The following is a 20,166-nucleotide window of genomic DNA, read 5'->3' on the forward strand; positions in this document are numbered from 1 at the left end:
GCGAAATCCGTAGGTTGTGGTCAGTGGAAGAGAATCAGCGCTTGAGGCCCGCGGCCTTGTCCGCCTTGTCGGCCTGCTCGCGGGGCTCCAGGTCCCAGGTCACCTTCAGCTCCTGGCCGGACGGGTACTTCGGCCACTTGGTCACCTTGACGCCCAGCACGCGCTCGCGGGGGCGCACGTCCTCCTCGCCCTCATCCACGATGGTGTCCTTCCACAGCTCATCCAGGCTCGGCTCGGGAGACTCGTCGGCGAACTTCACCGCCGCGTCCACCTGCTCCTTCACCTCGGCCTCGATGGCCTCGAACTCCTCTTCCTTCGCCAGCTTCTGCTTGATGGCGTAGTCCTTGATGCGCGGAATCGGGTCGTTCTTGCGCTCGTCCTCCACCTCCTGCTTGGTGCGGTAGGTGGCGGGGTCGGCCATGGAGTGGCCGCGGAAGCGGTAGGTGTTGGCCTCCATCAGCACCGGGCCGTTGCCCGCGCGGATGTACGCGGCCGCGTCCTTCACCGCCTCGTACATCTCCAGGGCGTCCATGCCGTCCACGGCCTCATGGCGGATGCCGAAGGCCTCGCCGCGCTTGTGGATCTCCGGCACCGCCGCGGTGCGCGCGATGGCCGTGCCCATGCCGTAGCGGTTGTTCTCGCAGATGTAGAGCACGGGCAGCTTCCACTTGGCCGCCATGTTGAGCGTCTCGTGGAAGATGCCCTGGTTGGCCGCCGCGTCACCGAAGTAGCACACGGTGATGCGGTCCTCGTTGCGGTAGCGGCTGGCGAAGGCCATGCCCGCGGCCAGACCGATCTGCGCGCCGACGATGCCGTAGCCGCCGTAGAAGTGGTTCTCGATGTCGAAGATGTGCATCGAGCCACCCTTGCCCTTGCTATAGCCGCCGGTGCGGCCGAAGAGCTCCGCCATGATCATGCCCGGGTCCGAGCCACGCGCCAGCGGCTGGGCATGGTCGCGGTAGCCCGAGAGCATGTAGTCATCCGGACGGATCGCCTCCTCGACGCCGACCGCCACGGCCTCCTGGCCAATGTACAGATGGCAGAAGCCGGCGATCTTCCCGAGACCGTACTGCTGGCCCGCTCGTTCCTCGAAGCGGCGCATGAGGTACATCTTCCGGTACATCGTCAACAGCAGGTCCTTCGAGTACTTGCTGGCCACCGCCAATGCCTCCGTACAGGTGAGAGACCGCCCCAGGGGATCAGGGGACGGCAGAAGACGCCGAGCGCCTCAATAGCGCGCGGAAAGGGGACTGCAAGGGCTTTCGTGCATTACCGGGCAGGCAAGGCTGGGTGCCCGCCCTTAAGGCGCAATGCGTCACAAATCGTGGGCGAAGTGCGGCACCGATACGATCTCGTCACGGAGCACCACCGGCCTACCTGAATGGTCGGTCGCGAGGTGAACGACCTTGGCCGCCGGGAAGCGGTGGAGGTAGTCGTTGGCGTGGGTGGGCTCGTTGTCGAAGGCGGCGATCACCGTTCCCAGCTCTCCCAGGCGGGCGTGGGCGGCGCGCTTGAAAGCATCGTCGTTGTCGCGCTCGGAGGGCTTCATCAGGAGGTGCACCCGCCCCTGGCCGGGCACGACCAGGCCGTTGCGGCGCATGCACTCCACGGTGCCCTCCCGCATGCCCTCGTGGCGGCCGGTGACGTAGGCCAGGTGGGCGCCGGTGGCCACCACCGCATGGGTGAAGGCCGCGGCTCCTTGAATGGCCACGTCGTCCACGCAGTAGTCACTGGTGAAGAAGCGCTCCAGCCAGAAGGCCCGCACCGCCGCGAAGAGGGCCTCCACCTCCTCCGCCGACAGGCCGCAGTTGCGCATCGCGCCACGCATGTCGAAGCCGCTCTCCCAGTGGTGCGGCTCGCAGGCCCCCAGCTTCGCCACCGCCCGCGCGAGGCCAAACTCCCGGAGGATGCGGGCCTGCCGGGGACGGTTGTCGAAAAGGGTGGAGTCGAGGTCGAAAGCGAGCACCGCCTGGGAGCCCAGCGAGCGTGCCTGCTCCAGGATGGTGCGCAGCGTGTGCTGCCAGCCGTCCCGGACGCGGATCTTGAGGTCCGAAGCCATGGCCCTTTCTATAGAGCACCCGGCGCCCGGAGCACGCGGAATTCAGCGGCTCAAGCAGCCGAGCGCAGGGGCTCGGGCCGGTGGGGCTGCTCCGGGTACAGGCGCAGCATCCGCTTGATGCCGTTGCGGTCCAGCACCAGCCGGACGAGCTGCAGCGACGTCCGCTCCTGGCCCGCCTCCTGGACGATGAAGCGGAAGGCCATGTCCACCTGGTAGCTCTTGGCCCCGCGCACCCGGCCCACGGAGAAGTCCTCCAGGTCCACGTACTCCAGCGCGTACTCGGGCTCGTCCATGTCGCGCAGGAAGCGCTCCACGTTGAGCCGGATGATGTCGGTGATGCCGCTCACCCCGCGCTCGGTGCGCGGCAGCAGCTCCACATCCAGCACCACCTGCTTCTGGTAGCGCAGCACCGTCTCCGTCAGCTCGCCCTGGGACACGGTGATGAAGTCGTCGAGCGAGCGCAACGCGGCCACCTCCTCGGGCACCCGCACCGCGCGTCCATAGTCCACCTTCTCCTCGCAGGTGCCCAGGCAGCGCTCCGTCACCGGATCCACGATGCGGGCGGTGCGGTCGTACAGGTGCCGCGCCGCGACCTGGCTGAACATGCGCCGCATCCCCTCCTTGATGCGGTCCTTCATCATGTAGCCCACCACCATGATGAGGAAGAAGTTGAGGCTCGCCTGCGTGAAGCGCACCTGCGCCCAGAAGGCCACCGCCGTGGCGAAGCTCATCGCCACACCCGCCGCGAGCGCGAACAGCACCTCCTCCCAGCCCTGGCGCTTCTGCGCCCGCCGCGCCGACAGGAAGAGGATGTTCATGCAGAACTTCTTCAGGAAACCGAACCGGTGCATGTACTCCTCGTTGTCACCGGTGGGGCTGATGACCGAGCGCAGCTGGTTGTCCTTGCGGTACTGCTCCTCGCGCAGCACCTCGTCCATCAGCTCCTTGCGCAGCTCGATGTAGACGCCCGAGCGAGGCAGCGCGTCCATGTCCGCCACGGCCTTGCGGAAGAACTGCTCCACCGTGAGGCTCAGGTACTCGTCCACCAAGCGGATGGAGGCGCGCGTCTTCTCCTGCAGCCGGTAGCGATTGGCCGAGCGCGCCCAGATGCGAAAGCGCTCCAGCACCCGCCGCGCTCCACTCGCCGCCGCCCGCGCATCCGTCTCCAGCCGCGAGCACACCACCTCGCCCGGTCCTTCGCACTGCTCGTCCACGCCGTTGGCGAAGCGCCGCAGCGCCCCCCGGAAGATGCAGGACAACAGCTTCGACTGGTAGACGAGGTCCGACTCGCTGACGAGCCCCGTGAGCAACCCCGCCTCCAGCCGCGCCAGGGGCGAGCCGTCCGCGGTGAGCATCTCCTCGAGGCTCATCACCGGCGTCTTGAAGCGCACGTAGTTGTGGATGTCCGCGTAGAAGCTCGCCCGCGGGTACGTCTCCGCGTCGATGTTCAAGCTCGCCGGGAGGAAGACGTACGTCTCGACGAGATAGCGCGTCTCGTCGTCCGCCCCGGAGGGCTGGTACTCGAGCTTGATCTCGAACTGCTTCCGGTCGTGGACATCGAGCCGGTTCTGCAGCAGGGGTGCGGGAGCCTGGGACACCCCCCGCACTCTAAGGTACGAGTCTGTCACACGATAGTGACCCGAGCGTCACGCTGGCGGCCATTGAACGTCGCGGTCCCGGCTGTCCGTCCGGCTCGAACCCCTTCCGGACTTCCCGATGCGGCCCACTCGTCGTCGACGACGAGCGCAGCCTCACAAATATGTGGGATAAAAACATCTTCACTCGTAGTCGACTACGAGTGAGCAGGCCCGACACCCACCTCGGGCGAGGGACGGGACATCAGCCCTGGGTGCCGGTCCGGGAGGAGTCGTGGGAGGGGGCGGCGGCGGGGAGCGGAGCCGCCGGAGCGGCCTGGGCCGAGTGCGCCTTGGGCCGGGCGTTCCACAGGGTGAGCATGAGGACGGCGCCAATGGCGGAGAAGCCGATCATGCTCGGCCCCCAGGCACCCCAACCGAAGTTGTCCAGCAGCCAGCCCATGCCGGCGCCCACCACGGAGCCGCCCACGTACTGCATGCCGTCGAACATGCCCGCCGCCGTGGCCGCGGCCTTCTTCCCGCCGAAGTCCATGGACGCGGTACCCGACAGCATGGAGTGCACGATGCTGATGGAGAAGGAGTTCACCACGAAGGCGGCGATGACCAGGTCGACGCTCGGCGCCTTCCAGATGATGGCCATGCACCCCACCTGCAGCACGTAGCCGATGAAGGCCACGGGCGGCCGGCGCGCCTTGAAGAGCAGGTCGGACATGAAACCCGCGGCGAACGCACCGGCGATGCCCGCGAGCACCACGCCCGTGGCGCCCTTCTGGAAGATGGGGCTGTCGAGCGGCAGCTTCTGGGCCTCCTGCATGTAGCGCGGGAACCACTGCTCGAAGCCGTGGCGCACGAAGCCGGTGCAGAACTCGGCCACCGCGATGGTGAGGGTGACGGGGTTGGTGAAGACCACCCTGGCCACGTATTTGAGGTCCACCTTGCCGGTGTAGCCGCTGGAGGCATCCGCCGTGTCCAGCGGGGGCAGGCCCGCCTCGTCCGGCGCGTCACGCACCCACAGGAAGGTGAGCACCGCCAGCGTCGTCATCACCAGCGCGGGCACGAAGAACACGAACTGCCAGGGCAGCGCCAGCACCAGCAGCGGCCCGACGAAGTAGATGAGCGCCCGGCCTCCTTGAATCATCGAGCCGAAGATGGCGGAGAACACCCCGCGCTCGCTGACGTGGAACCAGCCCGAGTTCACCTTGATGAGCGCCAGGGCCGAGTAGGACTGGAAGTACATGTTCAGCGACCAGACCGTGGCCAGGTAGCCGAGCAGCACCGTGCCCGTGCCCAGGAAGCCCAGGTACGCCCCCAGGCCGAAGGCGAGGTTGAACACCACCCCGCCACTGGCCCCCAGCAGCATGGCCTTGCGTCCGCCGATGCGATCCGCGAACGGACCATTGAAGATGGCGGAGATGCCGTAGATGAGGGTGGCCGCGCTGATGATCGCGCCCACCTGGGCCTTGCTCCAGCCGTACGTCTCCGACAGCCTCGCGTTGGCGAAGGAGAAGTTGTAGCGGCCCATGTACATGGCCGCGTACATGGTTCCGAGCGTGAGCCAGTTCTGGGCACGGCGGAAGCGGAAGGCCCGCGAATACTCCGGCCGCGGCGACGAGGACGAGGGGGCAGCGTCGTGCATGCGCCGGGCACCCTACCCGCCCGGCGCGCTCCCGACAATCAGACCCTCTCCTCCATCACCCCTGCTCGGCGAGCAACCGCAGGAGGGCGATCTCCGTCTTCGCGTCCGGCACGGCCCCGCTCCGGCACATGGCCAGCAGCTCGCGGATGGGCCTCCACTGCAGGTACGTGCCCTCCTCCAGGGGTGAACCGTCTCCGTGCGGCACGCCCTGCTCCTTGCCCGTCACGTCCACCGCCGCCGGGAAGACCTTCTCCGACAGGATGCCCGGCGCCAGGAAGAAGCCCGCCCCCAGCAGTTGGATCTCCTCCGGCTTCACGTCGAAGCCGGCCTCCTCGAGCACCTCCTCCGCCGCCCGGTGCCTCAGCCCCGCCTCCCCCTTGTCCTCCGGCTCCAGCAGCCCCGCGACAATCTCCTCCACCCGCAGGTAGGTGGCCCCATCCGGAACCGTCATCTCCTTGCCTCTCCGGAAATACGCCGCCGGCCGCAGGTTCATCCGCGTCAACACCTCCAGTCCCGACGCGCCGCGGCGAAACACCAGCACCGCCACCGCGTCCAGCCGCGGGCGATCCACCACGTCCACCCGGTACACCTTGGAGGCCGTCCCGTCCGCGCGCCGGTTCTGGCACCTCAGACGCCGCACTCGCAGAAAACCCTCGTCGCACTTCGCCGTCGACGAGAAATCCTCGATTACCTCGATATCCGTCACGGAAGACTGGCTGCTCGAACGCATGCGTTCTCCCTTACCCGAACACCCTGACGCCGGGACGTTGCTTGCTCAGTTCGAGATGATCTCGTACCTTGCGACGTCGTCTAGCATTCAAATTCTTCAAGCCCCCCGGATCCGCCCCCGATGCGACGTCTCCTGCTCGGACTCTTCTGTGTCCTGCTCTGCTCCTCGTGCATGCCCGTGATGGAGGGGCAGGATGTCGACCTCAGCGGTCAGGAAGTCCGGCTCACCATCCTGCATACCTCGGACATCCACTCGCGGCTCATCCCCTACGACTTCTCTCCGTTGAAGACGGATACGGACCTGGGAATCATCCCCGAGGCGGGTCCCTTCGGTGGGGCCACCCGCATGGCGGCCGTCCTCAAGCGCGAGCGCAAGCGCTCCGAGCGCCTGCTGCACCTGGACTCGGGCGACTGCTTCCAGGGCGCGCCCATCTTCAACGTCAACGGCGGTGAGGCCGAGTTCCGCTTCCTGTCCAAGATGCGGCTGGACGCGGCGGTGATCGGCAACCACGAGTTCGACGCCGGCCTGGCCAACTTCGTCCAGAAGGCGCGGGACTTCGCCACCTTCCCGCTGATGGCCGCCAACTACGCCTGGGACAGCCCCAAGGACCCCGGCAACGCCGAGGCCGCGCTCAACACCACCCCCTACGTCATCCGCAACGTCCAGGGCCTCAAGGTGGGCATCATCGGCATGGCGAACATCTCCTCGCTCAACTCGCTGACGGAGGGTGGCAACTCGCTGCAGGCCACCCCGCTGGAGCAGAACGAGGCGGCACGCGCCTATGTGGAGGTACTGCGCCCGGTGGTGGACCTCATCGTGGTGGTCAGCCACCTGGGCCTCACCGAGGACCAGGATCTCATCCGCGGCTACGAGGCCTACTACGAGTACGAGCGCGCCAAGCCCTTCATCGAGCGCGATCACGACCGCTGGCAGGTGCTCGAGTGGGCCGACCCCGACCTGGAGGGCAACCCCAAGGCGGTGGTGAAGGTGTTCATCCCCGGCGTGTCCGGCCTGGACGTGGTGCTGGGCGGCCACCTGCACGTGGTGCTCAACCCGCCGCAGGAGCTGGCCGACCCGAGCGGCCGCAAGGTGCTGCTGGCGCACTCGGGCGCCTTCGCCAAGTACGTGGGCCGGTTGGACCTGGTGGTGAAGGTGCCCAAGGATCAGGACCGCACGCAGGATGGCGCCGAGGTGGTCAGCCACACCTACCGCGTCTCCCCGCTGGACGGGCTGTGGTGCAATGACGCCATGCGCGCGTACTACCAGGACAACTTCTGGGACACGGGCCAGTTCATCAACGCCCCGGGCGTGCGCGAGGCCATCGCGGCGTGCCAGCAGCAGGAGGACCGGGAGACCACAGACCTGCTCCAGCCCTACCTGCTGGGCATGGACTTCAACCTGCAGCTCACGTCCATCTTCTCCTACGCGCCCAGTGACGTGTCGCGCCGCAACAACTCCACGGGCGGTGACTCGCCGCTGGGCAACATCACCGCAGACTCCATGCGCAAGCGCCGCGCAGTGGAGGCGGAGATGTCCCTCACCAACTCGCTCGGCATTCGCGACAGCCTCTATGCGGGCGTGGTGACGCAGGAGGCCATGTTCAACGTGTTCCCCTTCGAGAACACCATCAACATCATGTACCTGTCGGGCACGGAAATTCAGGAGATGCTCGACTTCGTGGCCGAGCGCTCCTCCGAGCGCGGCTGCGTCAGCCAGGCGCAGGTCTCCGGCGCGCGCTTCACCATGGACTGCGCCCAGGTGCAGATCAACGACCTGCGCATCCCGTGCGAGCCCTCGAAGAACGCCGAGGACTGCCCGAAGGAGGGCCGCGAGGGCCACGCGCCCTGGCAGTGCCTCCAGGATCTGGATGGCGACCGCTGCTATGCCCACCCCGCCACGGACGTCTCCATCAACGGCAGCCCCATCAACCCCAATGGCATGTACCGCGTGGCGGTGAACGACTACATCGCCAAGGGCGGCTCGGGCTTCAGCGTCCTCAAGCGCAACACCACGCGCGTGGAGACGGGCATCTCCCTGCGCGACTCGCTCATCGGCTACATGCAGGGCTTCTGCAACTGCGACGACATCAACGCGGGCCGGGAGACGTCCTCGACGGGCGAGCGCTGCGGTTCGCTCGTGGATGGCAAGTGGGTTGTGAGCTCGCAGGTCGTCAACTTCTGCAAGCAGACACAGGCCTTCGCGGACGCGCTCGCGGTCAAGGTGGGGGACTGCTCCTGCAAGGATCTCCTCTCGTTGCCCTCCGACGCGGCCGAGCGCTGCCACGTGGAGGGGCTCACGCCGGACAAGATCCGCAGCATGTGCAACGTGCCCCAGGGGCCCTATACCGGGCGCTGTTACTGTCGCGAGGCGTTGGCGGGCGCCCAGGAGTGCGGCTCGGTCACCCAGCAGCTCAGAAACTTCTGTGAGACTCCGACCAAGATGCCCGTCGCCAACGCCACCGAGGACGGCCGTATCGGCCGCAAGGTGAAGTGATGAAGAAGCACTGGCTCCTCATGGCCGCGACCGCGGCCTCCGTTTCCGGTTGCTACTCCGTGGAATCCCCCAGCAACTCCAACCTGGGTTCGTTCCGGGTGGTGGTGCAGAGCATCTCCGCGGTGAGCAGCAGCGACAGCCTCCAGCCGCTCTCCGTGGTCCCCTCCTGCATCAAGCAGTACGGCACCCGGCTGGATCAGGTCCCGCTCGACGTGCGCGGCAAGGAGGACTGCCGCTACATCGTCCCCAATGGCCAGGTGGAGCTGGTGGTGGACGTCACCGCCCTGGACAAGAGCGGCAAGGCGCTCGACTTCAACGGGCCGGTGGCTTTCAAGGTGGTGCCCGGCGACATCGCCGACGACAACTACACCTACACCTGGACGACGCTCGCCAAGGGCCGCGGTATCGGCAAGCTGCGGGCCCAGCACGTCTATGGAGAGGTGCGCGTCTGGGCGCTGGACGAGCCCGTCGAGCCCCGCTACGTCGACGGCGGCATCGCGGGGAATGTGAATCAGCTCCCGGTGGAGCCCGGCTCGCGCACCTACGCCGCCGGCACCTCCGCGACGCTCTTCTTCCAGGAGCCCACGCTGGCCGCCGTCCAGCAGCCGCAGGGCTACGAGAACCGCTATTCGCCCTTCACAGGACAGTTCGTCACCATCGGCCGCGCGCCCGAGTCCGGCTCCGTCCAGTACCAGAACTGCCCGGACATCGACCTGAACGGCGACGGCAAGGTGGACCCCCAGCCGGCCAAGCCCGTCACGCTGCTGGTGACGGGGACGGATCCCTCGGGATTCTTCGTCACGGACCTCACCTCCTGCCCCATCCCCGAGGACACCAGCTCGGCCGCGCAGGTGAACGTGCCCGAGCCCAGTGGCTACCTGCCCGGAACCTACGGTTCCATGTTCGTCTACAACTACAGCTTCCCCGAGGGGCTCAACGCGGGCGATCTGCTGTGGACACTGTCCGGCTCCCTCCAGGAGTTCACCTCCACCACGCAGCTCACCTTCCCCTCGTGGACGGTGCGCGAGCACGTGCGTGAGTTGCCGCCGGACCAGTGGAACAAGTACCTGAAGCTCAACCCGCCCGTGGAGCTCAACCTGCGCCACTGCGGGCATAAGAACCAGCTGGCGCCCCAGAGCGTCGATACGCTCTGCGGCTACTACAACAGCAACCTGAAGCTGGAGAGCATGGAGTCGGCGCTCGTGAAGCTGCGCCGCGTGCGCTTCCCGAAGTTCTTCAAGGACTGTGACCTCAACGGCGATGGCAAGGTGCCCTTCTTCTGCAGCAGCAGCGGTGCGTGGACCTTTTGCGGCACCACCGCTCCCCTGGACAACAACGAGGTCCAGTGCAACATCGAGTGCACCATCGGCACCGGCCCCTACCTGAACTCCGTCTGCACCGAGCGCACCCAGTACAACAGCTTCGGCCAGTTCGTGGTGGAGATGGCCGGGCCCGGGCCGCGCGCGGCCGGTCTGGATGACTCGCTGGCCGGCCGCTGGCAGGAAGTCCTCCTCTCCGATACCGCCTCCGCGAAGACCGCGACGAGCTACGACGACGGCACCGAGGTGAGCGTCTGGTGCGACCTGGATACGTACTTCCGGTTCGGCGGCAGCACCGTCACCGCGGCCAACACGGACGAGCTGCTGCCGGCGAAGACGCGCAAGGACGTCATCATCAGCGGCGGAAAGGGCACTGTGGCCTTCCTGGCGCAGAAGCTCCCGGCCGCGTCCACCCCTGCCCCGCGCTGCTACGTGTCTCGCAACACCCACAGCCGCGTGCTCGTCATGACACGGGACGCCGTGCCGGATTTGAGGGTGGACTGCGACGAGAACGACGCGAACGAGACTCGCGCGCTGCAGTGCCGCTACCTGCACGGGGCCACCTTCGACGTGGTGGGCCACCTGAAGCAGATCCAGGCGGCCCGGCCGCGCTGGATGGTGCTGCCGCGCGACGCGGACGACGTCTGTTGCTACCCGGGGCCCGGAATGCAGTGCCCGAGCCCCATCAAGCCTTGTGAGTGAAGTAGTGCCGTAACGAAGTGAGCGCCCCACTCCCCGGGGCGCAGGAAGGAGCGGCGCCCCCCGCCGCCCCTTGGAGGGACTTTGAGAACGCTGCGCACGCTGGCCCTGACCGGACTGATGACCCTCTCCGCACCCGCATGGGCCGGAGACTTCGTCGATACCCGCTTGTCGTTCGCCTTCGCGGACGACAACGTCTTCGCCAATGCGGGCGAGACGACTCCCAACAGTCCCACGGCCCGGTTCGGCGCGGGCATCCAGAACACCCAGTTCTACGACAACTTCAACACCCGGTTCTCCGGCTTCGAGACGCTGTCCAACATCGTCCTCTACAAGAAGATGCCGGCGTTCTTCGAGGGCCTCACCACCGAGGCCGCCCTCACCGTGCTGCTGCTGGAGCAGCCCTCGGGCAGCATCACCCTGCGCGACAACTCCAGCTACATCCGGCTCAACTACCGGCCTCCGGGCTGGGGTGAGAACGAGGGCCTGTCGCTCACCGGCTTCCCGGTGTCCGCGGATCGCTTCCGGCTGGGCTACGCCTACCGCATCTCCTGGGGCGGCAGCGGCATCTTCACCACCCGCTCCACCGCCGCGGGCGTGCCGGGCGCCAAGCTGCAGATCACCCGCGACAAGTGGTACGCGTTCGCGGGCGCCAAGACGGCGCTGGTGCTCAACGACATCATCAAGGAGCAGGAGACGCTCTACGGCTTCATGTTCGGCGCCGGGTGGGATCCGCTGGAGACGCTGCGCATCGAGGCGGGCGGCGGCTACTTCCAGAAGGGCATCGTCCCGGGCCTGGCCGCGCTGGGAGTCGAGGCGCCCGTGAACTCGGCGGGCGTGTCCGCGCAGGCCGTCTACCACGTGGGCGTGCCGGTGGGCACCAGCGTGGACTTCAAGCTGTACAAGAATGATCCGGACGTCTACCAGCGCTTCTTCGCTCCGGAGCAGTACCCGGGCGGCCTGTCGTTCTCGCTGTCGCTCGAGGGCAGCTACCTGGTGCAGACGCTGTCGGACCCGGACGTGTTCGGCCGCACGGTGCCGCAGGACGCCACCGCGGTGGCGGCGCAGGCGCGCTTCAAGTGGAACCAGTGGCGCTTCCACGTGCTGGGCCTCTACCGCAGCCTGTCCTTCATCCAGTTCGAGGTGCCCGGCCTGCCGCCCTTCAGCGACTTCCCGGATGGCACCGAGGTGAACCCGGAGATGTTCGTCGCCGCGGGCGCGGACTTCAACATCGCCTCGCTGCACCTGACCCCGGGCTTCATCTTCGGCGTGCAGCAGCCGGCGTCGTTCCGCAGCCCGGATCCGCTCTTCGGTGGCAACAACCCGCCGCCGGGGCTCACGGGCACGCGCACCGTGGTCGTGCGTGACGTCAACGTGCTGAGCATCCTCCCCACCACGTGCGGCAGTGACAACGACATCTGCCAGGCCCTCCCCATCATCTCGGCCAAGGGCACCTTCCGCTGGGACCTGTCCGAGACCGTCGCCGCCGTGGGCGAGGTCTATTACACCTACGACCGCAACCGGACGACCTTCCGGGATGACGTGCTCGGCGTCGCGCAGCCCAGCTTCGAGAAGCCCCACGCGCTGGGCTTCAACATGCTGCTGCAGGCGCGCTTCTAGACGCCCCGCCCGTTCATGACTCCAGGCCTCGGGTTCTCCGCGAACCCGGGGCCTTTTCATTTCCGCCTCCATCATTCCTCAATGCCCTGTCCCTACGGTGGGGGCCATGCGACTCCTCCTCCCCCCGCCTGGAGCCAGGACCTGGCTGCCAGGAGTGTTGTGCGCCCTCGCCGTCTCCGCCTGTACGGAGAAGCCCCGAGAGCCCTCCCCTCCCCTTCCAGACGTGTGTGCCGAGCCCAGCAGCTCGCAGCGTGAGGTGACGTACTACCGGGACGTGAAACCGGTGCTCGATGTGAAATGCGCCGGGTGTCACCAGAACGGAGGCATCGCCCCGTTCGCGTTGACGACGCCCCAGCAGGTCCAGGGCATGAAGGACGCCATCCTTCATTCGGTGTGTGAGCGCGCCATGCCTCCCTGGCCGCCCCACCGCGACTGCAACCAGTACGACCACGACCGCTCGCTCTCGGACGAACAGATCGCCCTCCTTCGGGACTGGGTACGTGCTGGTGCCCCGCTGGGCAACGAAAGCGACGCGCCCCAGGAGACCCCCACCGAGAGCCGGCTCACCCGGGTGGACCTCGAGCTGGTCATGCCGGAGCCCTACACGCCCCAGCTCGCTCCAGACGAGTACCGCTGCTTCCTCCTCGACTGGCCCGAGACCGAGGAGAAGTTCATCACCGGCCTCGGAGTGGTGCCGGGCCAGACGGAGCTTGTGCACCATGTCCTCATCGCGAGCGTGCCGCCCGAGGAGGTGGACACCTACGCACGGGCGGACGAGGCCGATCCGGGACCCGGCTTCTCGTGCCCCGGAGGCCCCACCCTTCCGAGTACTCCGAAGGGCACCCCCGTGGCCACGCTGGTGGGTGGCTGGGTGCCGGGCGGAGAAGGAGCGGACCTCGCCGCCGGCACGGGCGTGCGCATCCGCCCGGGCTCCAAGCTGGTGATGCAGATGCACTACAACACCTCGTCCGCCGCTCCCGTGCCGGACGTCTCCAAACTGCTGCTGAAGCTGGACGGCTCGGTGGAGCACGAGGCCTTCATGCTCCCCTTCACCGACCCGCGATGGGTCCGGGACAGGAGCATGTCCATCCCCAAGGGAGAGACCGACGTCGTCCACATCTTCTCCTACGACGCGCTCGAGGCGGCCTCGCGAGCGAGCAGGGAGAAGCTCCGGGACGATGCGGCCTTCACCATCTACGGGGCGGGGCTGCACATGCACCGGCGAGGCACGCGGGCGGTGCTCACCGTCGAGAAGTCGGGCAAGGAGAGCGCGTGCCTGCTGGAGGTTCCCGAGTGGGACTTCCACTGGCAGGGCGTGTACTCGTTGCAGCGGCCGGTGCGTGTCTCGCCCGGTGAGGACCTGCGCCTCGAGTGCCACTGGAACAACGCGGGCTTCCTCCCCCACCATGGAGCGCCGGTGCCCGCCGTGGCGGACCTGAACTGGGGCGAGGGCACGGACGACGAGATGTGCATCGCCTTCCTGTACGTCACCCAGGAGGGATGACGCTCCCCGCGCTCAATGGCCCTTCTGAAGCAGTCCATACCCGCAGTGTGACAGCTCCAGCAATCGGCTGTCTCCAGCACCGACTCCGCCGAGGAGCCCGTGCGCGGCGGAGGTGGCCTCGTGGTACAGACGGCGCCCATGGAAAGCGATCAGCTGTTGTCGTCCTTCGTGAAGGTGCTCGTGTCGGACGCCGAGCGATCGGCTCGGTTCTACGAGGCGCTCGGCTTCAAGCGGGTGAACGCGGATCCGCCCTTCATCCAGCTGCGCTGGGAGAACCAGGCGGAGGTGTATCTGGTCGCCGTGCCCCCGGCGCTCGGGCTTCAGGGCCCGCGAGGCGTGGGCGTGCTGCTGGGATTCCGCATTGGCGCCGTGGGCCTGGAGGAAGTGGCCTCGCGTGCTCGGGCGCAGGGCGCCACCGTCGATGGGCCGACCGTCCAACCGTGGTTCACACGGGAGATCGTCATCTCGGATCCCGACGGCTACCGCCTGAACTTCATCGAGCCCGCGTAGTTCCTGGACGTCTCCCCTCCCCGGCCAGCCCTTCGCCGGAGAGGGGGCGTCACCCCGCGGGACTACACGCCCGCGAACTGCACGCCCTCGAAGACGAGGGTGGGCGTGCGCAGCGCGCTGTAAGCGTAGGGATCGCTCCCCACCGCGACGAGCCGCTTCCAGAAGTCGAGCTGGTTGCCCGAGATGTTCATCTCACTGACCGGCTCGGCGATCTTCCCGCCCCGCACGCGGAAGCCCTGGATGCCGAGGGAGAAGTCACCGGTGACGGAGCTCGAGTTGCCACCGAGGAAGCCCGTCACGAGGATGCCCTCCTTCAGGTCCGCCAGGAGCGCGGGTTGACCCTTCGCCCCGAGCTTCCAGGCGAGGTTCGAGGCGCCCCCCGTCGTCGGACGCGTCTTCAGCTTCCGGCCGTAGTAGGTGTCGATGAAGTAGGAGCGGAGCGTGCCCCCCTCGAACAGGGGCAGCGACCGGGCCGTGATGCCCTCACCGTCGAACAGGCGCGAGCCAAGGCCCCGCTTCACGTGCGGCTCGTCGGTGAGCACGAGCAGATCGCTGCCCACCTTCTGGCCGAGCTTCCCGTCGAGGAACGAGCGCTTCTGTTGAATCGCCGAACCCGACATCGGCCCGAGGAGCATGGACACGAGCCGGCCCGCGGCCCGGTTGTCGACGGCCATCGGGAGCACGGCCGACGCGCCCTTGGTCGCACCGAGCCGCCCCAGGGCCCGCTCCCCGGCACGCCGGCCCAGGGTGCCCGCGTCGGGCAGATCCTCGAAGAAGCGCGCGACGGCGTAGTCGCTCTCCTCCGGCCGGCGCCCATCCGCGTCCTTGACGCTCACCTCGGCCGAGGCGACGAACTGCGTCCCACGGAGACCGCCCTCGAAGCCGTTGGAGCTGACCCGGAACATCTCCCGGAGCGAGTCCCCGAAGCCGGTGGTGACGGACAGGATCGCGCCCTTCGTGTCGGCCGAGCGGGCGGCCGCCTCGAGCTCGCGGGCGAAGCGCTGGCGCTCGTCGGCGGTGAGCTTCTCCTGGCGCGGATCCTCGATGGCCAGGTCCACCAGGGAGCGTCCCTCGTAGAGCTCGGGCTCCGGGAGCCGGCGGTACTCGTCACGCGCCAGCGCGCGCGTCATCGAGATGGAGTCGGAGATGAAGCGCTCCAGGGCCTCGGGGCGCAGGTCGCTCGTGGACACCGCGGAGTAGCGCCCGTCGACGTAGAGCTGCACCGAGAGGCCTCGCGTCGTGGCCTCGGAGACCTTGTCCAGCCGGCCATCGCGCCACTGCACCTCCACCTCGCGCGTGCGGCCCGCCGTGGCCGACGCCTCGGAGGCTCCCTTCTCGCGCGCCAGGGAGACTGCCTGCCGCGCAACATCCGCCAGGTTCGTGTTCGTCGTGCTCATGGTGGCCTCCTCCCTCACGAATTGCGTCCGCCCACGGTGATCGATGCGACCCGGACCGTGGGAATGCCCTGGGACACCGGAACGCCCTGGCCATCCTTGCCGCACGTCCAGCCGCCCTCGTCGATGACGAGGTCATCCGCCACCATGTCCACCTTCTCGAGCACCTTCGGCCCGTTGCCGATGATGTTCACGTCCTTGATGGGCCGGGTGAGCTTGCCGTCCTCGATGAGGTAGCCGTTCTTCACGTAGAAGGTGAAGTCACCCGCGCCGATGTTCACCTGCCCGTTGGTGAAGTTCGAGCAGTAGATGCCCTTCTTCACCGAGGCGATGATCTCGTCACGCTTGTGCGGGCCCGGGAGCATGTACGTCGAGCGCATGCGCGGCAGCGGCGCGAACCGGTAGCTCTCGCGCCGGCCGTTGCCCGTGGGCTTCACCTTGTAGTGCTTCGCGGAGATGGAGTCGTGGAGGTACGTGGTGAGGACGCCGTTCTCCACGAGCATCGTCTTGTCGGGCACGTTGCCCTCGTCGTCCACGTTGATGGCGCCACGCGCGTGCTCGTTCGTGCCGTCATCGACGATGTTCACGAAGGGGTGGGCAATCGGCTTGTTGATCTTGTCCGCGTAGATGGACGTGCCCTTGCGGTTGAAGTCCGCCTCCATGCCGTGGCCGATGGCCTCGTGCAGGAGGATTCCCGAGGAGCCCGCCGCGAGCACCACTGGCATCTCTCCGGCCGGCGGCTGCGTGGACTCGAAGAGGATGGTGGTGCGGTTCACCGCCTCGCGCACCACGCGGTCCAGCCGCTCTGGCGAGTAGAAGTCCAGCCCCGCGCGCCCGGCGACACCGTAGGTGTTCTGCTCGCGCTTGCCGTTCTGCTCGGCCACGCACGACAGGTAGAGGCTCGTCATGGGCTGCACGTCCTCGACGAGCCGCCCGTTGCTGTCGGCCACGAGGACGGCGCCGTGCTCGTCCATGAACGACAGCGTCACCTTGGAGACGCGCGGATCCGCCTTGAAGGCCGCCGCGTTCAGTCCCTCGAGGATGGGCAGCTTCTGCTCGGGGCGCACCGCGTCCCAGCCCAGCTTGAGCACGTAGCGCTGGGGAATGTCCTTGTAGAGGTGGAAGGACTGGGGGCCGGCCCGCGAGGGTCCATCCGCAATCGCCGCCGCCGTCCGGGCCGCGCTGCGCATGGCGTCGAGCGTGAGCTCCTCGGTGTAGGCGTAGCCCGTCTGGTCGCCCTTGACGACACGCACGCCCACGCCGAGCTCCACGGTGGTGAACGCCTTGTTCACCGCACCGTCCTCGAGCGCCATGGAGGTGGAGACGCGGTGCTGGAAGAACAGGTCGCTGTAGTCCCCGCCGCGCGACAGGGCGGCCATCAGGGTCTCGCGGATGAGGTTCTCGGTGACGCCGAAGCGGGCGAAGTACCCAATGGAGTTCGACGGCCCATCCGAGCCGCCTCCAGGCCCTCCCGGGCCCGCCCGCTGCGTCGTCGCACAGCCGGACAGCAACTCGCCCGCTCCCGCCACCGCCAGTGCCGTCGTGCCGTAGCCAATGAAGTCACGTCGCGTCATCCCGGTCTTTCCTCCCGCCATGACTCTTCCTCCCTCGAAGATCACCGCGCACTCGGAGAGTAACCGCACAGCCATGTCAGTATTCCGGAAATCCCCCGCCCCCCTGCATCCGTGGGCTACCCAACAGAGAAAGGACCGGGCGCCCGTGGGTCGTCCCGGCTCGTGGGGGCGAGGCTCAGGACACGGACGTCATGCGCACCACCTCGTCGAAGGAGGTGAGGCCCATGGCCAGCTTGCGCACCGCCGCCTCGCGCAGCGTCCGCGTCCCGCCTCGACGCGCCGAGTCCAACATCTGGTGGTGGTTGGCCCCGCGCGAGATGAGCTCGCGCAGCTCGTTGTTCAGGTTGACGATCTCGAAGGCGCCCGTGCGGCCCCAGTAACCGGTGCCACGGCAGCGCACGCACCCGGCGCCCTTGACGATGCGGACTCCGCCCGGCAGCAGCGGGATGGGAGCACCCAGCATGGCCAGCTCGTCCTGGGTGAGCGTCGTCGGCTGCGCGCAGTGCGGACACACCCGCCGCAACAGGCGCTGGGCCATCATCCCGATGAGGCTCTGCGCCAGCAGGAAGGGCGGCACCCCCAGGTCCTTCAGACGCGCCACCGCGCCGATGGCGTCGTTGGTGTGCAGCGTGGAGAGCACCAGGTGGCCCGTGAGCGCGGCCTGCACGGCGTTCTCCGCCGTCTCCGCGTCGCGGATCTCTCCCACCATGATGACGTCCGGGTCCTGGCGGAGGATGCTGCGCAGTGCGTTGGCGAAGTCCAGCCCCACCTTCGGCTGCACCTGCACCTGGTTGAAGCCGTCCCACACCATTTCGATCGGGTCTTCGATGGTGGTGACGTTGACGTCCGGACCTGCCACCGCCTTGAGCGCTGAGTAGAGCGTGGTCGTCTTGCCGCTGCCCGTGGGGCCGGTAACGAGGATGATGCCGTGGGGCTGGTCAATCCACGACTCGAAGACGCTCTTCTCGTCCGGATCGAAGCCGAGCTGGGCGATGTCCTGCACCAGCGTCTCCGGATCGAAAACACGGATGACCACCTTCTCGCCGAAGGCGGTGGGCAGCGTGGAGACGCGGAGCTCCACCTCGCGGCCATCGCGCTCGGTCTTGATGCGGCCGTCCTGCGGCTTGCGCTTCTCGGAGATGTCGATGCGCGAGAGCGTCTTCACGCGCGACACGATGGGCGGGTGCACACCGGCCGGCAGCGTGTACACGGGGTGCAGCACGCCGTCGATGCGCAGGCGCACCAGCGAGGTGTTGCGCTTGGGCTCGATGTGGATGTCCGAGGCGCGGTTGTCGAAGGCGTAGCGCAGCAGGTAGTCCACCGCCTGCACCACGGGCTGATCCGCCGCGTCCAGCTCCTGGCGGCCACTGAGCGAGACGAGCTGCTCGAAGTTGCCGATCTGCGGCGAGTTCTGGGGGTTGGTGTTGAAGTCATCCGCGGCGCGCGCCAGCGTGCGCTTGAAGCCGTAGATGTCCGCGATGGCCTTGAGGATGTCCGTCTTCGAGGAGAGCACCGGCTCGATGGGCATGCCGGTGAGCACGTGGATGCTCTCGAAGAGCTCCTTGTCGTAGGGGTTGGCCACCGCCACCACCAACCGGCCATCCTGGGCACGCTCGAGCGGCAGCAGCACGTGCTTCTGCGCGAAGGGACGGGACACGGTGCGCGTGGCCAGCGCCATGTCCAGCTTGAGCGGGTCCACCTTCTTGTAGGGGATGCCGGCGGCACGGGCGGCGAGCTCGGTGAGGCGATCCTCGTCGAGCACCCCGCGTCCATCCGCGAGGGGCACCTGGAAGGCGGCGACAATCTCCACCGGGGAGACCTCATAGCGCGCCGCGTCCTTGCCCACGACGCCCTGGTTCTTGAGGACACGAGCCCGTGCGGCCTGCTCGCGGGCGAGGATGTTCTGCGCCTGCTCGGCGGTGAGCACTCGCTGCGAGACGAGCGCCTCGAGGACGAAGGAGAGCGAGAAGTCGGTCTTGCTCCTGGAAGAGGGAGGAGCGGGCGGGGTCACGGGCGCTGGCAACGGCGTCTCCTTGCGGCCACGAAGAACAAAGCAAGAGCGCCGAGGAATCCCGGCGCGTTCACGGAAGAACCCTGGCAACCACACCCGGGGCCGGCCGTCCCTCCCGAGCCCGGCCCGGCGTCGGGAGCCGGGGTGATGGGGGTCGTGCCCGCATCGGACTCGGACGGGCCACACGACGAGCAGCCAGCATCCGTCGGGACGCTTCCACCCAGGCACTGCCCGTTGCCCCCGCAGGTGGCGCCCGCCGGGCAGTCCGCCTGGGTGCGGCACGGAGGCAGGCAACCGGTGGTTCCCCCGGGGAAGGGCGCGCACTGCAGCTTCGAATCACACGTGCCCCGGGAGCAGGTGCTGACGCACATGGAGGCCTTGGACGAGCCCACCTGCTGGCAGGTGGAGCCGTCGGGGCAGGACGAGCACGCCCCCGTCCCACAGGGCTGCGAGCAGATGCCTTGAGGGTGCCCATTCACCTTCAGGCACACCTGGCCCGTGCCGCACTGCGCGTCGTCGGTGCAGGCATCGCCGATGGACACGCCGGGGGTCTTCTTCGGGATGCACCTGCCATCACAGATGCGGCAGGTAAAACCCGACTGGCAGTCCGCCTCGTAGACGCAGGTGGGAATGCAGACGTTGCCAGCAGTCGCGTCGGGCTCGCAGATGTAGTCCTCGCGGCAGGCCGTCGCCACGTCGGGCTGGCACTGCTTCAGGCAGTAGGTACTGCCCCGCGTCGCGACGCAGGTGGAGCCCGAGGGACAGGCCGTCCCCCCGCTGCCACAGGGTACCGAGCAGTAGCCCCCCTCCCAACCCACGCTCCCCGAGGTCCGGACGATCTCCTGCAGGCAGATGCTCTCGTCGGCGTTGCAGTCGAGCGTCACGCTGCAGGGAGTGCCCACGAAGGGGACGCCGGCGTCACCACTGGCCAGCGCCAACGGGCCCCAGGCCAACACTCCGAGCACCCACGCGCTACACAGCAGACCGCGCCACATCGACGACTCCTGTTCCACGAGAGCGGC

The 20,166-nt window shown here is 67.9% G+C and carries 14 protein-coding genes; 5 read left to right on the forward strand and 9 right to left on the reverse strand.

Annotated elements, in window-relative coordinates; all coding sequences use genetic code 11:
* Nucleotides 1-34 precede the first annotated feature (34 nt).
* From pdhA to DAT35_RS44185, 5 genes are all read right to left on the reverse strand, one after another.
* Nucleotides 35-1,159, reverse strand: a complete 1,125-nt coding sequence (gene pdhA, locus DAT35_RS44165) for a pyruvate dehydrogenase (acetyl-transferring) E1 component subunit alpha (RefSeq protein WP_199243183.1) — start codon at nt 1,157-1,159, stop codon at nt 35-37.
* Nucleotides 1,160-1,315: 156 nt separating this feature from the next.
* The gene (locus tag DAT35_RS44170; RefSeq protein ID WP_108075347.1) at nt 1,316-2,059 is read right to left on the reverse strand and encodes a hypothetical protein; all 744 of its coding nucleotides are present in this window, start codon (nt 2,057-2,059) and stop codon (nt 1,316-1,318) included.
* A 50-nt stretch (nt 2,060-2,109) separates the two neighbouring features.
* Entirely contained in the window at nt 2,110-3,657 is a 1,548-nt protein-coding gene (locus tag DAT35_RS44175; RefSeq protein ID WP_108075348.1) for a hypothetical protein, read from the reverse strand.
* 241 nt (nt 3,658-3,898) lie between these two features.
* Nucleotides 3,899-5,290, reverse strand: a complete 1,392-nt coding sequence (locus tag DAT35_RS44180; RefSeq protein ID WP_108075349.1) for an MFS transporter — start codon at nt 5,288-5,290, stop codon at nt 3,899-3,901.
* A 55-nt stretch (nt 5,291-5,345) separates the two neighbouring features.
* Nucleotides 5,346-6,020 (reverse strand): NUDIX hydrolase, encoded by a 675-nt coding sequence (locus DAT35_RS44185; protein WP_108075350.1) that lies wholly within the window; start codon nt 6,018-6,020, stop codon nt 5,346-5,348.
* Nucleotides 6,021-6,140: 120 nt separating this feature from the next.
* Here DAT35_RS44185 and DAT35_RS44190 point away from each other — a divergent pair, with 120 nt between their 5' ends.
* The 5 genes from DAT35_RS44190 (at nt 6,141) to DAT35_RS44210 (ending at nt 14,165) form a co-directional block, all read left to right on the forward strand.
* On the forward strand, nt 6,141-8,513 hold the full coding sequence (locus DAT35_RS44190) for a bifunctional UDP-sugar hydrolase/5'-nucleotidase (RefSeq protein WP_108075351.1): 2,373 nt from the start codon (nt 6,141-6,143) through the stop codon (nt 8,511-8,513).
* Nucleotides 8,513-10,534 carry a hypothetical protein gene (locus tag DAT35_RS44195; protein ID WP_108075352.1) on the forward strand — a complete coding sequence of 674 codons (2,022 nt, stop codon included), beginning with the start codon at nt 8,513-8,515 and terminating at the stop codon, nt 10,532-10,534. The genes DAT35_RS44190 and DAT35_RS44195 overlap by 1 nt, the downstream gene beginning before the upstream one ends.
* Nucleotides 10,535-10,615: 81 nt before the next feature.
* On the forward strand, nt 10,616-12,151 hold the full coding sequence (locus tag DAT35_RS44200; protein ID WP_199243184.1) for a hypothetical protein: 1,536 nt from the start codon (nt 10,616-10,618) through the stop codon (nt 12,149-12,151).
* Between the two features lie 106 nt (nt 12,152-12,257).
* The gene (locus DAT35_RS44205; protein ID WP_108075353.1) at nt 12,258-13,655 is read left to right on the forward strand and encodes a hypothetical protein; all 1,398 of its coding nucleotides are present in this window, start codon (nt 12,258-12,260) and stop codon (nt 13,653-13,655) included.
* Between the two features lie 138 nt (nt 13,656-13,793).
* Nucleotides 13,794-14,165 carry a VOC family protein gene (locus DAT35_RS44210; RefSeq protein ID WP_108075471.1) on the forward strand — a complete coding sequence of 124 codons (372 nt, stop codon included), beginning with the start codon at nt 13,794-13,796 and terminating at the stop codon, nt 14,163-14,165.
* A 62-nt stretch (nt 14,166-14,227) separates the two neighbouring features.
* Here DAT35_RS44210 and DAT35_RS44215 read toward each other — a convergent pair whose 3' ends face one another.
* The 4 genes from DAT35_RS44215 to DAT35_RS44230 all read right to left on the reverse strand — a co-directional run bounded on the left by DAT35_RS44215 (nt 14,228) and on the right by DAT35_RS44230 (nt 20,139).
* Nucleotides 14,228-15,562 (reverse strand): TldD/PmbA family protein, encoded by a 1,335-nt coding sequence (locus tag DAT35_RS44215; RefSeq protein WP_108075354.1) that lies wholly within the window; start codon nt 15,560-15,562, stop codon nt 14,228-14,230.
* Between the two features lie 14 nt (nt 15,563-15,576).
* On the reverse strand, nt 15,577-17,133 hold the full coding sequence (locus DAT35_RS44220) for a TldD/PmbA family protein (RefSeq protein ID WP_108075355.1): 1,557 nt from the start codon (nt 17,131-17,133) through the stop codon (nt 15,577-15,579).
* A gap of 175 nt (nt 17,134-17,308) precedes the next feature.
* Nucleotides 17,309-19,156, reverse strand: coding sequence for a GspE/PulE family protein (locus DAT35_RS44225; protein ID WP_108075356.1), 1,848 nt, complete (start codon nt 19,154-19,156; stop codon nt 17,309-17,311).
* On the reverse strand, nt 19,141-20,139 hold the full coding sequence (locus tag DAT35_RS44230; protein WP_108075357.1) for an MYXO-CTERM sorting domain-containing protein: 999 nt from the start codon (nt 20,137-20,139) through the stop codon (nt 19,141-19,143). The genes DAT35_RS44225 and DAT35_RS44230 overlap by 16 nt, the downstream gene beginning before the upstream one ends.
* Nucleotides 20,140-20,166 lie beyond the last annotated feature (27 nt).

The sequence above is a fragment of the Vitiosangium sp. GDMCC 1.1324 genome, assembly GCF_003044305.1.
Lineage (GTDB): Bacteria > Myxococcota > Myxococcia > Myxococcales > Myxococcaceae > Archangium.

Excerpts from the sequence above, each read along its gene's own strand:
- DAT35_RS44185 (WP_108075350.1), bottom strand. The coding sequence starts at position 6,020 with ATGCGTTCGAGCAGCCAGTCTTCCGTGACGGATATCGAGGTAATCGAG.
- DAT35_RS44195 (WP_108075352.1), top strand. The coding sequence starts at position 8,513 with ATGAAGAAGCACTGGCTCCTCATGGCCGCGACCGCGGCCTCCGTTTCC.
- DAT35_RS44210 (WP_108075471.1), top strand. The coding sequence starts at position 13,794 with ATGGAAAGCGATCAGCTGTTGTCGTCCTTCGTGAAGGTGCTCGTGTCG.
- DAT35_RS44220 (WP_108075355.1), bottom strand. The coding sequence starts at position 17,133 with ATGACGCGACGTGACTTCATTGGCTACGGCACGACGGCACTGGCGGTG.
- DAT35_RS44170 (WP_108075347.1), bottom strand. The coding sequence starts at position 2,059 with ATGGCTTCGGACCTCAAGATCCGCGTCCGGGACGGCTGGCAGCACACG.
- DAT35_RS44190 (WP_108075351.1), top strand. The coding sequence starts at position 6,141 with ATGCGACGTCTCCTGCTCGGACTCTTCTGTGTCCTGCTCTGCTCCTCG.
- DAT35_RS44205 (WP_108075353.1), top strand. The coding sequence starts at position 12,258 with ATGCGACTCCTCCTCCCCCCGCCTGGAGCCAGGACCTGGCTGCCAGGA.
- DAT35_RS44215 (WP_108075354.1), bottom strand. The coding sequence starts at position 15,562 with ATGAGCACGACGAACACGAACCTGGCGGATGTTGCGCGGCAGGCAGTC.
- DAT35_RS44180 (WP_108075349.1), bottom strand. The coding sequence starts at position 5,290 with ATGCACGACGCTGCCCCCTCGTCCTCGTCGCCGCGGCCGGAGTATTCG.
- DAT35_RS44230 (WP_108075357.1), bottom strand. The coding sequence starts at position 20,139 with ATGTGGCGCGGTCTGCTGTGTAGCGCGTGGGTGCTCGGAGTGTTGGCC.